At 65.9% G+C, this 13,602-nt stretch carries 13 protein-coding genes; 6 read left to right on the top strand and 7 right to left on the bottom strand.

All coding sequences use genetic code 11. From position 1 onward, the window contains the following. Positions 1-12: 12 nt before the first annotated feature. From ACM9LZ_RS09320 to ACM9LZ_RS09295, 6 genes are all read right to left on the bottom strand, one after another. Positions 13-744, bottom strand: coding sequence for a GntR family transcriptional regulator (locus ACM9LZ_RS09320; protein ID WP_416619119.1), 732 nt, complete (start codon positions 742-744; stop codon positions 13-15). A gap of 36 nt (positions 745-780) precedes the next feature. Then, the gene (locus tag ACM9LZ_RS09315; protein ID WP_416619118.1) at positions 781-1,824 is read right to left on the bottom strand and encodes an aromatic ring-hydroxylating dioxygenase subunit alpha; all 1,044 of its coding nucleotides are present in this window, start codon (positions 1,822-1,824) and stop codon (positions 781-783) included. Between the two features lie 134 nt (positions 1,825-1,958). Further along, positions 1,959-2,429 carry a MarR family winged helix-turn-helix transcriptional regulator gene (locus ACM9LZ_RS09310; protein WP_416619117.1) on the bottom strand — a complete coding sequence of 157 codons (471 nt, stop codon included), beginning with the start codon at positions 2,427-2,429 and terminating at the stop codon, positions 1,959-1,961. A 104-nt stretch (positions 2,430-2,533) separates the two neighbouring features. Continuing rightward, positions 2,534-4,066: an AMP-binding protein gene (locus ACM9LZ_RS09305; protein WP_416619116.1), complete on the bottom strand. Its 1,533-nt coding sequence runs from the start codon at positions 4,064-4,066 to the stop codon at positions 2,534-2,536. A 120-nt stretch (positions 4,067-4,186) separates the two neighbouring features. Next, a complete protein-coding gene (locus ACM9LZ_RS09300; protein WP_416619115.1) occupies positions 4,187-4,999 on the bottom strand; it encodes a p-hydroxycinnamoyl CoA hydratase/lyase in 813 nt (270 codons plus the stop codon). Between the two features lie 23 nt (positions 5,000-5,022). Then, positions 5,023-6,483, bottom strand: a complete 1,461-nt coding sequence (locus ACM9LZ_RS09295; protein ID WP_416619114.1) for an aldehyde dehydrogenase — start codon at positions 6,481-6,483, stop codon at positions 5,023-5,025. A 306-nt stretch (positions 6,484-6,789) separates the two neighbouring features. Between ACM9LZ_RS09295 and ACM9LZ_RS09290 the strand changes: the two genes are divergently transcribed. Then, entirely contained in the window at positions 6,790-7,995 is a 1,206-nt protein-coding gene (locus tag ACM9LZ_RS09290; RefSeq protein ID WP_416619113.1) for an MFS transporter, read from the top strand. A gap of 37 nt (positions 7,996-8,032) precedes the next feature. Here the strand turns inward: ACM9LZ_RS09290 and ACM9LZ_RS09285 are convergent, their stop codons facing one another. Continuing rightward, positions 8,033-8,890 (bottom strand): helix-turn-helix domain-containing protein, encoded by an 858-nt coding sequence (locus ACM9LZ_RS09285; protein WP_416619112.1) that lies wholly within the window; start codon positions 8,888-8,890, stop codon positions 8,033-8,035. Between the two features lie 205 nt (positions 8,891-9,095). On the opposite strand from ACM9LZ_RS09285, the gene pobA reads away from it, so the two are divergent. From pobA to pcaH, 5 genes are read left to right on the top strand one after another with little or no spacing between them, the layout of a single operon-like run. Continuing rightward, positions 9,096-10,265, top strand: a complete 1,170-nt coding sequence (gene pobA / locus ACM9LZ_RS09280) for a 4-hydroxybenzoate 3-monooxygenase (RefSeq protein WP_416619111.1) — start codon at positions 9,096-9,098, stop codon at positions 10,263-10,265. 39 nt (positions 10,266-10,304) lie between these two features. Continuing rightward, complete coding sequence (locus tag ACM9LZ_RS09275) at positions 10,305-11,027, top strand: CoA transferase subunit A (protein WP_416619110.1); 723 nt, start codon at positions 10,305-10,307, stop codon at positions 11,025-11,027. 3 nt (positions 11,028-11,030) lie between these two features. Then, a complete protein-coding gene (locus ACM9LZ_RS09270) occupies positions 11,031-11,681 on the top strand; it encodes a 3-oxoacid CoA-transferase subunit B (RefSeq protein WP_416619109.1) in 651 nt (216 codons plus the stop codon). Then, positions 11,678-12,883, top strand: a complete 1,206-nt coding sequence (pcaF, locus tag ACM9LZ_RS09265; RefSeq protein ID WP_416619108.1) for a 3-oxoadipyl-CoA thiolase — start codon at positions 11,678-11,680, stop codon at positions 12,881-12,883. Before ACM9LZ_RS09270 ends, pcaF begins: the two co-directional genes overlap by 4 nt. A gap of 14 nt (positions 12,884-12,897) precedes the next feature. After that, positions 12,898-13,602 carry a protocatechuate 3,4-dioxygenase subunit beta gene (gene pcaH / locus ACM9LZ_RS09260; RefSeq protein WP_416619107.1) on the top strand — a complete coding sequence of 235 codons (705 nt, stop codon included), beginning with the start codon at positions 12,898-12,900 and terminating at the stop codon, positions 13,600-13,602.

Below are 13,602 nucleotides of genomic sequence, written 5' to 3'. Positions count from 1 at the left end.
AGAAGGGATTTGTCAGCCGCCGACCAGGGCCAGCGCCGGAAAGCGGTGGCGCGCTTCGCTGCCGCGTTCCATGACCTGTTCCAGGTTACGCCGGGCCAGCCGCGCATGTTCGCGGGCCACGGCTTCGGCCCGGGCGCCCTCGCGCAGGCCGATGGCCTCCACTATGGCGCGGTGCTGGGCCTGGGCCAGGGCCAGCGAATGGGGCACCACGGCCGCGCCCGGTTTCTCCAGAAAGGCGCTGGGCGAGGCGAATGGCAGGCGGGTGATGCGCTCGATCTCGCGTTCGATCGTCTCGCTGCCCGAAAGGCCGGACAGCAGGTCGTGGAACTGGGCGTTCAGCGCGACATAATCCTCCAGCGGCGGGTTGGCCGGGTCGGGCTGCATCAGCGCGTCGATGCCGTCCAGCACGCGGTTGATGGCCAGCATGCGCCGGGGCTCCACGCCGCGTTCGGCCGCCAGCCGTGCGGCCGTGCCTTCCAGCACGCCGCGCAGCTCGATGGCGTCGATGGCCTCGGCCAGGGTGAAGCGCCGGGGCATATGGCCGCCGGCCGGCACCCGTTCCAGCAGCCCTTCCTGTTCCAGCCGGGCCAGCGCGGCGCGGATGGGGGTGCGGGAGATGCCAAGCCGTTCGGCCAGCACCGGCTCCGACAGCCTTTCCCCCGGCGCCACGGCACCACACAGGATCAGGTCGCGGATACCGGCCAGGGCACGCACGGTCTGCGCGGCGTCCTTGTTGTAGCTCATGGCGCTGCCTTTCTCCGACCCTGGTCCCCGATGCTCCTATTCCGCCGCCAGGGCGGGGCGCTGCTCGCGTTCCATCATGCGATCGATCAGGCGGCGGGCCCACATCGATCCGGCATCGATATTCAGATTGTAGAAGACATGGCCGGGATTGGCATCGATGGCCTTCTGCTGGGCTTCCAGGATCTGCTCATCCTCGCGAAAGATGCGGGCAACCCCTTCGCGGATCTGGTGGGTGCGGGCCTGGTTGTGGATGTCGAAATTGCGGGAAAAGGCCCAGAAGTAATGGCAGGTGCCATTGCTTTCCGGTGTCAGGCAGTTGATGACGCGGCCATCCACCCCCTGGCTGCGGTCACCTTCCGGCGCGCCCGTGCCCGTGGGGGCGATGCCCACCTCGATGATGATGGTGGAAGGGGCCGTGAAATTGATGATCTGCCAGCGGTCCACATGGTCTTTGCGGCCAAGCTGGGCGGCCCAGAAGGGCGGCGCCTCGATATCGATCATCCAGCGGGTGATGGTGGCCGTATCGTCGGAATGCGTCGCGGTGAACGGTGCCTCCGCGACGGCCCGGTTGCCGATGGACCCGTTATGCACGAAGGTTTCATGCGTCAGGTCCATCAGGTTGTCCAGGACCAGCCGATAGTCGCACCGGACATGGATGACCTTGCCGTCGGCGGCCCAGGCCGGATCGTTGTTCCAATGGATATCGGGGATCAACGCCGGATCGGCCAGGGCTGGGTCGCCAGGCCATATCCACAGGAAGCGGTGACGTTCCACCAGCGGATAGGATTTCACGCAGGCGGACGGGTTGATGGTGTGTTGCGACGGCATGTATACACATCGGCCCGTATCATCATAGGTCAGGCCGTGATAGCCGCAGACCACTTGGTCGCCCTCCAGGCTGCCCAGCGACAGGGGTAGCAGGCGATGCCAGCACGAATCGGCCAGCGCCACGGGTGTTCCGTCCAGTTTTCGGTACAAAACGACGTGTTTCTCGCAGATGGTCCGGGCCATAAGGCTGCGCCCGACTTCCACGTCATAAGCGGCGACATACCAGGCGTTCAGGGGGAAGGTCCCACCCATCGTCACTCTCCCTATCGCTTTGTTTCTTGTCTTGGAAAGCTGTATACAGCTTGTCGGAGCGCGAGTCCACAGGCGTCATGCCGCCCCGGGGGGTGATCTGGTGATTGTTCGCAGTGCCGCCTGGGCGGCGCGTCTCAACCCGTATCGCCGTCGCTGTCGCCGGTGAAATGGAAACCGTCCAGCAGGGCCAGCAGCGCCACGCGGCCCGCCGGGCCCAGCGAGGATGTCAGTTCCTGCTCATAGGCGTCGTGGCGTGTCTGGATGGCGCGCATCTGTTCCTGCCCGTGGTCGGTCAGGTGCAGGCAATAGGACCGCCGGTCGGCGGGGGAGGGGGAGCGGACCAGCAGCCCGCGCCCTTCCAGCCCGTCCAGCAGCGGCACGAGGTTGGCACGCTTCAGCCCCAGCGCATCGCTGACCTGGGACTGGCTGAGGCCGGGATTGTCGCGGATCACGGTCATGATGGCGAACTGCGTCGGCCTGATGTCAAATTCCGACATGAACTGCGTGAACAGCGTGAAGGCTGCGATCTGCACCCGCCGCAACCGATAGCCGACTGATGATTGCAAGGCGGAAAGATCGATCCCGCCCCGTTCCTGTTCGTCCATGCCGCGCGCTCCGCCTGTTTTTCATCCGCAGGCGCAAACTATCGCCTTGTTCCCCGGACTTCGAGTATTTCGTTATGTCGCATTTCGTTATGTGAAGGATACCGTCAATCTGACGCGGCCTGTTGGCGCAGCAGGTGTTTTTGCACCTTGCCCGATCCGGTGCGCGGCAGACCGTCGGTGATCACCACGCGCTGCGGCCGTTTGTAGCGGGCGATACGGCCATCCAGATGGGCCATGATCTGCTGTTCCGTGACGACCTGACCCGCAGCCGGCACGATATAGGCCCAGCCCACCTCGCCCCAGCGCGGATCGGGCATGCCGATGACGGCCGCTTCCGCGATGGCGGGCAGTTCCAGGATGGCCGCCTCCACCTCCGCGGGATAGACGTTTTCCCCGCCGGAAATGAACATGTCCTTCTTGCGATCCACCAGATAGTAGAAACCGTCGCCGTCGCGCCGCGCGGCATCGCCGGTGCGCAGCCAGCCACCCTGCTCGGCCAGCGTCGGCAGTTCCGGCCGGTTCCAATAGCCGGGGGACAGGTTGGGGCCGCTGATCCACAACTCGCCGACCGCGCCGTCCGGTACATCCTGCCCGTCATCATCGACCAGCCGCAGCCGTAGGGTCGGGCCGGGCAGGCCGGCCGAGCCGGCCTTGGCCAGGATGCGCGCCCGGTCACCGACCGGCATGCCCAGCACGGTTCCCGCCTCGCTCATCCCATAGCCGTCGGCGATGGTGATCTGCTCCTCGCTGAAACGCCCGATCAGGGCGGCGGGCATGGGGGCGCCGCCTGTACACAGGGCCGTCATCCGGCGCAGCGGCGCGGGATCGTAACCGGGGTGCTGGCGCAGCGTCTGCGCCATTTGCGGCACGCACATGTAGTGGGTGATGCCCAGGGCCGGATCGGCCAGCCTCGCCATGGTCAGCGCGGGATCGAACCCGCGCGACAGCAGCAGCGTGCCCCCCTGGGTCAGCGGCGTGCGCACCATGGTGACCAGCCCGACGACATGGAACAGCGGCATGTCGCACAACAGCACGGATGCCGCCGTCACATGGTTCATCAGGCTGAAATTCACGGTCGTGAAGAACAGGTTGCTTTCCGTCAGCAAGGCGCCCTTCGGCCGCCCCGATGTGCCGGAAGTGTAAAGCAGCGTGCTGGGCCGGTCGGCAGGCTGGGCGGGCGGGCGGGTGTCTTGCATCGTCAGCCATGCCGCCTCCGCCGCTGCCAGCGGCAGCACCGCCGTGCGCTCCCGGCCGTCGGCGGCGGCCTTTGCCGTGTCCAGGAACTCTTCTTGTGCCAGCAGAAGCGCGGGGTCCGCATCGGCCACCTGGAAGGCCAGTTCCGGCACCGTCAGGCGCCAGTTCAGGGGAACGAAGATGGCGCCCGACCGTGCCGCCGCCAGATGCAGGATCGGCATGGCCGCGTCATTGCGGCCCAGTACGGCGATGCGCTGGCCCACAATGGCATTGCCCAGACGTCCGGCCAGCCAGGTGGCGCAGCGGTTCACCGCGCGGTCCAGCTCTGCATAGCTGTAGCGTCTGCCGCTGGTGAGGTCGGCCAGGGCGATCTTGTCCGGCTGTGCCCCGGCCTGGAAGGCCAGCGGGTCCGGGGCCGGCAGGAAGGGGAAGGGCGCGTTCATTCGCGTCGGGCTTTCCTCAAAAGACGGCGGATGGCGGCAGACTGTCCGGGAAGGGCAAGGGCGCAGCCGCCGCCCCGCCTGTCCTTCCCGGTGGTTCTGCGTGGGGGCGCCGGGGACCGCTCACCCCCTGTTATAGGCGCCCAGGCCGGGCTTGTACGTCTTGTCGTCGATGAATTGCCGGATGCCTTCCTTGCGCCCGTCATTGTCGTAGGAATTGGCCGCCTCCTGCGCGCGGACCAGATAATCCTCGGCATTGTCGTAGGTCATTTCCTTCACGCGGCGCACGGCATCCTTGGCAGCCTTCAGGGCCACCGGGTTCTTTTCCAGCAGCACCCTGGCGATCTCTGTCACGCGGGCTTGCAACCGGTCCAGGGGCACGGCCTCGTTCACCAGGCGCCATTCGGCAGCCTTGCGGCCATCGATCATCTCGCCCGTCAGCGCATGGTACATGGCATCGCGCAGGGGCAGCAGGTCGACGACCACCTTGGTGGCCCCGCCGCCCGGCAGGATGCCCCAGTTGATCTCCGACAGGCCGAACTTCGCCTCTTCCGCCGCGATGGCCAGATCACAGGAATAAAGCGGGCCGTAACCGCCGCCGAAGCACCAGCCATTGACCATGGCGATGGTCGGCTTCTGGTACCAGCGCAGGCGGCGCCACCAGCCATAGGCCTCGCGCTGGGCCTGGCGTGTGGCGCCCAGGCCCTTCTCCTCGGTTTCGCGGAAATATTCCTTCAGGTCCATGCCCGCGGACCAGGCGGACCCTTCCCCCGACAGGACCAGGACACCGACATCGTCGCGGAATTCCAGCTCGTCCAGAACCTCCATCATGCGGCGGTTCAGGGTCGGGCTCATGCAATTGCGCTTGTCCGGCCGGTTGAAGCGGACCCAGGCGATGCCATCGGCGACATCGAATGCAACGGTATCGGTCGTCATGTTCTTGTTCCTGAAAGAAAGGGTCAAATCGGGAAATGGCCGGGCTTTGTTTCCAGCGTGATCCAGCGCAGTTCGGTGAAGGCGTCGATGCCGGCCCTGCCGCCGAACCGGCCATAGCCGCTGTCCTTGACGCCGCCGAACGGCATCTGCGCCTCGTCATGCACGGTGGCACCGTTGACATGGCAGATGCCGGACTGGATGCGCCGGGCCAGGCGCAGGCCGCGGGCGGCATCGCGGGTGAAGATGGCCGATGACAGGCCGTATTCGGTGTCGTTGGCCGTGCGTATGGCCGCGTCCTCGCCATCGACGCGGACAATGGTGGTGACGGGGCCGAAGCTCTCCTCGCCATAGATCCGCATGTCGGGGGTGACATGGTCAAGGATGGCGGCGGACATCAACGTGCCGCGGGTGGGGGTGGGCTGGTACAATCTGGCGCCCTTGGCGACGGCATCATCGATCAGGGCCTGCACGCTGGTCACGGCCTGCGGATCGACGACCGATCCCAGCGGCGTCTTGCCTTCCCGCGGGTCGCCGGCCACCAGCGTGGCGGCCTTGGCCGCGAATTTCGCCACGAAATCGTCGGCAACCGTGCTGTCCACCACGATGCGCTCGGTGGACATGCATATCTGGCCGGAATTGAAGAAGGCGCCGAAGGATGCCGCCTTCACCGCCTCGTCCAGGTCGGCGTCGTCCAGCACGATGAAGGGCGCCTTGCCGCCCAGTTCCAGCAGCACGGGCTTCAGGTTGCGGCCGGCCCGCTCGGCGATGATGCGGCCGACGCGGGTGGAGCCGGTGAAATTGATGCGGCGCACGGCGGGATGGTCGATCAGGGCGCCGACGATGTTTCCTGCATCTTCCGGCGCGTTCGTCACGACATTGACCACCCCGGCCGGGAAGCCGGCATCGGCCAGCGCCGATCCGATCAGCGCGTGTGTGCGCGGGCACAGTTCCGATGCCTTCAGGATGACGGCATTGCCGCAGGCCAGCGCCGTGGCCACGGCCCGCACGCCCAGGATGACGGGCGCATTCCAGGGCGCGATGCCCAGAATGACGCCGACGGGCTGGCGGACCGCCATGGCGATGCAGCCCGGCTTGTCCGACGGGATCACCTCCCCGTTGATCTGTGTGGTCAGCGACGCGGCCTCGCGCAGCATGGAGGCGGCCAGTGTCACATTGAACCCGGCCCAGCCGGATGTGGCCCCCGTTTCCGCCGCCATGGCGGCGATGAAGTCCGGCATGCGCGCCACCAGCGCATCCGCCGCCTTCAGCAGCAGGGCGCGGCGGGCGTTGGGGCCGGTTTCCGACCATGACGGGAAGGCGGCTGCCGCGGCATCGGCGGCGTCGTTTGCATCGGCCACGCCGCCGGCTGCGGCGCGGCTGGCAACTTCACCCGTCAGCGGGTTGCGCCGTTCAAAGGTGCGGCCATCACCGGCCGCCCGTTCCGTTCCGCCGATGAACAGGGGGGCATCCAGATCAATGCTCATGCGCCATTTCCTCCCGGTTTGCTGCCTGTGACCGTTTATTAGTTATGAGATATAACATATTCCCGAACTCTGCAAGCGCTTCGATGCGCGGATGGCAGGTGTTGCGGGCAGATCGGCCCCGGCGCACCCGCGCGGGATTGTGCAGTTCTATGTTTCGCTTATGCGAAAGCATCGTGCCGACAGCCTGTTAGATCACCTCCGTAAACCGATGTCCAATTTAATGATTATGTTTTATAACAAGAATGTCTATCGTGCCATGAATTGCGTAAGCCCCGATGAACGGGGCGCAAGACGGGAGGTTATTCAATGGGCGCATCGGCCCGGCAAGTGCCGCGGGGCGGCATCACCTTGCTGCTTTGCTTTTTCATCGCCCTTCTGGAAGGGTTCGACATCCAGGCCATCGGCGTGGCAGCTCCTTATCTGCTGCCCCAATTGGGATTGACGCCCGGACAGGCCGGCGTGGTGTTCGGTGCCGGCATGGCCGGGCTGGTCTGCGGCGCGGTGACGGGTGGCTGGCTGGCCGACCGCATGGGCCGCAAGGGGCTGCTGATGGCCTGCGTCGCCATCTTCGGCCTCTTCACGCTGGCCACGGTGGTGGCGACCGGCCCGGTGACGCTTGGCTTCTACCGGTTCCTGGCGGGTGCAGGCATGGGGGCGGCGATGCCCAGCCTGGTGGCCGTCGCCCTGGAAATCGCCGCGCCCGAGCGCCGGACCCGCACCATCACCTTAATGTTCTCCGGGATGCCGGCGGGGGGTGCCCTGGCTGCCCTGTTCGCCGCCGGCCTATTGGAAAGTCATGGCTGGCAATCGATCTTCGTGGTCGGGGGCGTACTGCCGCTGCTGCTGCTGCCGGCCATGGCGCGCCTGATGCCCGACAGCCGGGCCCCCGCCGCTGCGGTGGGGGAGCGGCCGGGCGCCGCACAGGCCTTGTTCGGCGGTGGCCGGGCGTTGATCACGCTGCTGGGCTGGTTCACCTTCGGCTTGACGCTGCTGGTGCTCTATCTGCTGCTGAACTGGCTTCCCTCGCTGGTGGCGGCCAAGGGGCTGGGCGGCACGGGCGGGGCGGGTGCCGCCTTTGCCTTCAATGCCGGTTCGGTCGTCGGGGCCTGGGGCATCGGCATCCTGGTCGACCGGCTGGGGCCGCGCATTCCCATCATCGCCGCCTATCCCTGCCTGGCCCTGGCCATGTTCGGCCTGGCTGGTGCCGAAAGCCTGGGGCCGGTGCTGCTGCTGGCCGGATTGGCGGGTTTCTTCCTGCTGGGCGCGCAATATTCACTCTATGGCGTGATGCCGCTTTATTATCCCGTGTCGGTACGGGGTCTGGCCACGGGGGCGGCCATCGCCGTCGGCCGGCTGGGCTCGATCGGCGGGCCGCTGGTGGCCGGTCACCTGCTGGGGCAGGGCTGGGGGCCGGCCGGTGTGGCCATGGCGATGGTGCCCGTCGCCCTGTCGGCCGGGGTCGCGGCGGCCATCATGACCATCCGGGGGCGTTACACTGACGCACCGAACTGAGGCGCGCCGGGGCGGGCGGGGGAACAGGGGGGCGGCATTACCCCGCCGCCCCCTGCCGGAACCGGCCTGGGGAGCAGCCAACGCGGCTTGTGAAGAAGCGGTTGAAATAAGCGGGATCGCCAAAGCCCAGTGCAAAGGCCACCTCCGCCACGCCCAGGTCACTGTAGAGCAGGGTACGCTTTGCCTCCGCCAGCAGCCGGTCATGCAGAAGATCGATGGGCGGATGCCCCGTCACGGCCATGCAGGCCGCGCGCAGCCGGCCCGGTGTCACCCCCAGTTCGTCGGCAAAGCGGGCCACGCCCCAGCCTTCGCGATAATGCGCCTCGATCAGGTCACGATAGCGGGTGACCAGGGCGGTCCGTGGTCCCCGCGCGGCACCGCCGCCGCCGGCCGTCAGCCTGGCGATGCGCCAGGCATGGACCAGCAGCGCCGTCAGGGCGGCTTCCACCAGCAGCGACCGGCCGACGCCACCGCCGCCCATCTCCGCTTCCAGCAAAGCGGCCAGTCGCAGGCAATCGGCCCCGTCGCGCCCCAGTGGCACGCAGGATGGCCGCGTGAACAACGCCCCCAGACCCGGTTCCCGGCGCGCCAGCCCGCGCAGCATCGGCTCCACGAAGGTGACCACATGGCCCTGGCTGTCGGCATGCCAGATGAAGCCATGCACCTCCCCGGCGGGGATCAGCAGCAGGCAGGGGGCCGTGAACGCCTCCCGCTCCCCGCCGGCCAGCAACTCCCCCCCGCCCGTGGCGATGACGAACATGTGGTTCAGGTCGGCATGGGCATGCGGCCGGATCTGCCAGCCGCTGGGCTGGCTGCGGCGTTCCAGTGTTTCGGCATGGATGAAATGTTCATCCGTCTTCGCCTCCGCCTCTCCGTATAGGAAGAAGCGAGGCACGGGATTGCTGGCTTTCCGGCTCATGTCACGCAGGATGACAAGGGGGCGATGAAAAATCCAATTTTTTCACGGATGCGTCTCCTGTGCCAATGGTTCGCCCAGGCTATCATCATCCCAACAGCGAGAGTGTGCCCGGTTCAGAGGGACAGATCTGAACCACGCAGCACACGGGGAAACCAATATATTCCATGGGAGGAGTTTGGTGATGCGCACACAGGTCGCCATCATCGGTGCCGGACCCGCCGGATTGCTTCTGGCCCATCTTTTGTACAAGTCGGGCGTGGAATGCGTGATCCTGGAGCGGCGTGACCGTGCCTATGTCGAAAGCCGCATCCGTGCCGGCATCCTGGAACAGGTGACGGTCGATCTCCTGCGTCAGGTCGGCGTGGATGACCGCATGGACCGGGAAGGGCTGCCGCATGAAGGGTTCGCGCTGTCCACCGACGGCGACAATACCCGCATCGACATGAAGGCGCTGACCGGCAAATCCGTCATGGTCTATGGCCAGACGGAGGTGACCCGCGACCTGATCGATGCCGCCATCCGCCGCGACATCCCGCTTCTGTTCGAAGCGGAGAATGTCGCCCTCCACGACATCGCCAGCGCGCGGCCCCGCGTGACATTCCGGCATCAGGGCATGGACAAGGCCTTGGAATGCGACTTCATCGCCGGCTGCGACGGGTTCCACGGCGTGGCACGGGCCAGTATCCCGGCCGATGTCCTGCGCACCTTCGAACGGGTCTATCCGTTCGGCTGGCTGGGCGTTCTGGCCGATGTGCCGCCCTGCGATCATGAACTGATCTATGCCAGCCATGAACGCGGTTTCGCGCTGGCCTCCATGCGCTCGCCCAGCCGCTCACGCTATTATGTGCAGGTGGCGAATACCGAGAGGGTGGAAGATTGGTCGGATGACCGGTTCTGGGACGAGCTGTGCCTGCGCCTGGGCGGCGAGGTGGCCCCGCGCGTTACGCGCGGTCCGTCGATTGAAAAGTCCATCGCCCCCCTGCGCAGCTTCGTGGCCGAACCGATGCGCCATGGCAACCTGTTCCTGGCCGGCGACGCCGCCCATATCGTGCCGCCCACCGGGGCCAAGGGGCTTAACCTCGCCGCCACGGACGTTGCCTATCTGGCCGAGGGGCTGGCCGATCATTACCGGGGCAACAGCGCCGGGATCGTTGCCTATTCGGCCCGCGCCCTGGCCCGGGTCTGGAAAGCCGAACGCTTCTCCTGGTGGTTCACCAGCCTGATGCATCGTTTCCCGGAAACGGATGCCTTTGGCCGCCGCATGCAGATTGCCGAGCTTGGTTATCTCCGCGGCTCCCACGCGGCGCAGCAATCGCTGGCGGAAAATTATGTGGGCCTGCCGCTGCACTGATTGGCCCCGGCACCTCATCCGAAACAGGAACCTATAGAAATGGCTGGCAAGATTTATTCCGACGCCAGGTCGGCGCTGGACGGTCTGCTGTTTGACGGCATGACCATCATGTCGGGCGGCTTCGGCCTGTCCGGCAACCCGGAAAACCTGATCCCCGCCATCAAAGAGGCCGGCGTCAAGGGACTGACCATCATTTCCAATAATTGCGGTGCTGATGGTTTCGGCCTCTGGCAATTGCTGAATAATGGCCAGATCAAGAAGATGATCAGTTCTTATGTGGGAGAGAACAAGCTGTTCGAACAGCTTTACATCTCCGGCCAACTGGAACTGGAACTGAACCCGCAGGGCACGCTGGCCGAACGCATCCGCGCTGGTGGTGCCGGCATCCCCGCCTTCTACACCGCCACCGGTGTCGGCACTGTCGTGTCGGAAGGAAAGCCGGTGGAGGAGTTCGAGGGCAAGCGCTATGTGCGTGAGACCTGGCTGCGGTCCGACCTGTCCATCGTCAAGGCCTGGAAGGCTGATACGGAAGGCAACCTGCTCTATCGGAAGACGGCGCGCAACTTCAACCCGGTGATGGCGACCGCCGGCAAAGTGACTGTGGCGGAAGTGGAGGAGATCGTGCCCGTCGGCAGCTTCGATCCCGATCATGTCCATACGCCCGGCATCTATGTTGATCGCGTCATCCAGGGCGCGGCCTATGCCAAGCTGATCGAGAAGCGCACCACGCGGCCGCGTCCGGCCGCCAGCAATGAGGTCTGACCCATGCCCTGGACCCGCGATGAAATGGCCGCCCGCGCGGCGCGTGAGCTGCGCGACGGCTTCTATGTGAATTTGGGCATCGGCATCCCGACGCTGGTCGCCAACTATATCCCCGACGGCATGCAGGTGATCTTGCAATCGGAAAACGGCATGCTGGGCATCGGGCCTTTCCCGTTTGAGGGGGAAGAGGATGCCGACCTGATCAATGCCGGCAAGCAGACCATCACCGAACTGCCCACCTCTTCCTATTTCAGCAGCGCCGACAGTTTCGCCATGATCCGCGGCGGCCATATCGACCTGACGGTGCTGGGCGCCATGCAGGTGGCCGGCAATGGCGATCTGGCCAACTGGACCATTCCCGGCAAGATGGTGAAGGGCATGGGTGGCGCCATGGACCTTGTGGCTGGCGTCCGGAAGGTCGTCGTGGTCATGGAACATCAGGACAAGAATGGCGGCTCCAAGCTGCTGCCCGCATGCACCCTGCCGCTGACCGGTGCGGGTGTCGTGGACATGGTCATCACGGATCTCGGCGTCTTCACCATCGACAAGGATGGGGATGGCGGTATGGCCCTGATCGAACTGGCCCCCGGCATTACGGTGGAACAGATCACGGCGGCCACGGGTGCTGCCTTCCGGGTGGAGGTGGCAGCATGAGCCACGCCTATATCTGCGACGGCATCCGCAGCCCCATCGGCCGCTTCGGCGGCGCGCTTTCCCGCTTGCGGCCCGACGATATGGCGGCCCAGGTGATCTCCGCCCTTCTGGCCCGTCATCCCGGCCTGGACCCGGCTGTGATTGAGGAAGTGTTCCTCGGTTGTGCCAATCAGGCCGGCGAGGATAACCGCAATGTGGCCCGTATGGCGGCGTTGCTGTCGGGGTTACCCGTGTCGGTCCCCGGCACTACCATCAACCGTCTGTGCGCATCCGGCGCCGATGCCGTGGGCACGGCAGCGCGCGCCATCAATGCCGGCGCGCTTGATCTTGTCATCGCCGGCGGCGTGGAAAGCATGACCCGCGCCCCCCTGGTGATGGGCAAGGCCGAAAGCGCCTTCCAGCGCAGCGCCCAGATCGAGGATACGACCATCGGCTGGCGCTTCATCAACAAGGCGATGAAGGAACGTTACGGTACCGATAGCATGCCGGAAACGGCAGAGAATGTGGCCGTCGAACATGGGGTCAGCCGCACCGATCAGGACGCCTTCGCCCTGTCCAGCCAGCAACGGACCGCCAAGGCCCAGGCCGAGGGTTATTTCGAAGACGAAATCACCCCGGTGACCGTTCTGGACGCCAAGGGCAAGCCGACCATCGTCAGTGTGGATGAACATCCCCGCGCCGATACGACGGCGGAAGCGCTCGCTAAGTTGAAACCCGTGGTCCGGCCCGGCGGCAGCGTCACCGCCGGCAATGCCAGCGGCGTTAATGACGGGGCGGTGGCTTTGCTGATCGCCTCGGAAACCGCCGTCAAAACCCATGGCCTGACCCCGCGTGGCCGCATCCTGGGGATGGCGACGGCCGGCGTGGAACCGCGTGTCATGGGCGTCGGCCCGGTGCCGGCCTCACAGAAGCTGATGGACAAGCTGGGCCTGACCATCGGTGATTTCGACCTGATCGAGTTGAACGAGGCCTTTGCCGCGCAGGTGATCGCATCCTTGCGCACGCTGGGCGTCGACCCGATGGCCCCTCATGTCAACCCGCATGGCGGCGCCATCGCGCTGGGTCATCCGTTGGGGGCAAGCGGCGCGCGGCTGGCTCTGACGGCGCTGCGGGGGCTGGAAAAGACGGGCGGCAAGCGCGCCCTGGTCACCATGTGCATCGGCGTCGGCCAGGGGCTGGCGCTGGCGATTGAAAAAATCTGAGGGAGGAACGAGAAATGACACTGATCCTGCCCTATCAAAGGGAGGAGGAGGGCGCGCATCCGGCCCTGCTGTCCCCCGATTACAAATCCACGGTGAAGCGGTCGCCGCACCAGCCCTTGATCCGCATTCCGCAGACCCTGACGGAAGTGACGGGTCCTGCCGGCCGCTGGGACCGGCTGATGGGTCCCGCCCTGGCCGACCTGACCAAGGTTGGCAAGGGGGAGGCCATCGGCCAGCGCATCGTCGTATCCGGTCGCGTGCTGGACGAGGATGGACGGCCCGTACCCAACACGATTGTCGAGGTCTGGCAGGCCAATGCCGCCGGCCGCTACATCCACAAAAAAGACCAGTGGAACGCGCCGCTGGACCCGAATTTCACCGGGTCGGGCCGGGTCATTACCGATGATCAGGGGCGCTACCGTTTCCTGACCGTCAGCCCTGGTGCCTACCCCTGGGGCAATCATTACAATGCCTGGCGCCCGGCTCATATCCACTTCTCGCTGATGGGGCCTGCCTTCGCCACACGGCTGGTGACGCAGATGTATTTCCCCGGTGATCCGCTGATCCCGCTGGACCCCATCGCCAATGCCGTGCCCGCCCATGCCCTGTCGCGCATGATCAGCCGGTTCGATATCGAAACGACGCACGAAGCCTTCGCGCTGTCCTTCATTTTCGATATCGTGCTGCGCGGCCGCGATGCCACGCCGATGGAGGATTGA

It is taken from the genome of Niveispirillum fermenti, from assembly GCF_048066175.1.
GTDB classification, from domain to species: domain Bacteria; phylum Pseudomonadota; class Alphaproteobacteria; order Azospirillales; family Azospirillaceae; genus Niveispirillum; species Niveispirillum fermenti.
The sequence above is the reverse complement of the archived record's forward strand: the minus strand, read 5'-3'. Positions and strand labels throughout refer to the sequence as shown.

Excerpts from the sequence above, each read along its gene's own strand:
- pcaH (WP_416619107.1), top strand. The coding sequence starts at position 12,898 with ATGACACTGATCCTGCCCTATCAAAGGGAGGAGGAGGGCGCGCATCCG.
- ACM9LZ_RS09320 (WP_416619119.1), bottom strand. The coding sequence starts at position 744 with ATGAGCTACAACAAGGACGCCGCGCAGACCGTGCGTGCCCTGGCCGGT.
- ACM9LZ_RS09300 (WP_416619115.1), bottom strand. The coding sequence starts at position 4,999 with ATGACGACCGATACCGTTGCATTCGATGTCGCCGATGGCATCGCCTGG.
- ACM9LZ_RS09275 (WP_416619110.1), top strand. The coding sequence starts at position 10,305 with ATGGCTGGCAAGATTTATTCCGACGCCAGGTCGGCGCTGGACGGTCTG.
- ACM9LZ_RS09305 (WP_416619116.1), bottom strand. The coding sequence starts at position 4,066 with ATGAACGCGCCCTTCCCCTTCCTGCCGGCCCCGGACCCGCTGGCCTTC.
- ACM9LZ_RS09295 (WP_416619114.1), bottom strand. The coding sequence starts at position 6,483 with ATGAGCATTGATCTGGATGCCCCCCTGTTCATCGGCGGAACGGAACGG.
- ACM9LZ_RS09310 (WP_416619117.1), bottom strand. The coding sequence starts at position 2,429 with ATGGACGAACAGGAACGGGGCGGGATCGATCTTTCCGCCTTGCAATCA.
- ACM9LZ_RS09290 (WP_416619113.1), top strand. The coding sequence starts at position 6,790 with ATGGGCGCATCGGCCCGGCAAGTGCCGCGGGGCGGCATCACCTTGCTG.
- pcaF (WP_416619108.1), top strand. The coding sequence starts at position 11,678 with ATGAGCCACGCCTATATCTGCGACGGCATCCGCAGCCCCATCGGCCGC.
- ACM9LZ_RS09315 (WP_416619118.1), bottom strand. The coding sequence starts at position 1,824 with ATGGGTGGGACCTTCCCCCTGAACGCCTGGTATGTCGCCGCTTATGAC.
- pobA (WP_416619111.1), top strand. The coding sequence starts at position 9,096 with ATGCGCACACAGGTCGCCATCATCGGTGCCGGACCCGCCGGATTGCTT.
- ACM9LZ_RS09270 (WP_416619109.1), top strand. The coding sequence starts at position 11,031 with ATGCCCTGGACCCGCGATGAAATGGCCGCCCGCGCGGCGCGTGAGCTG.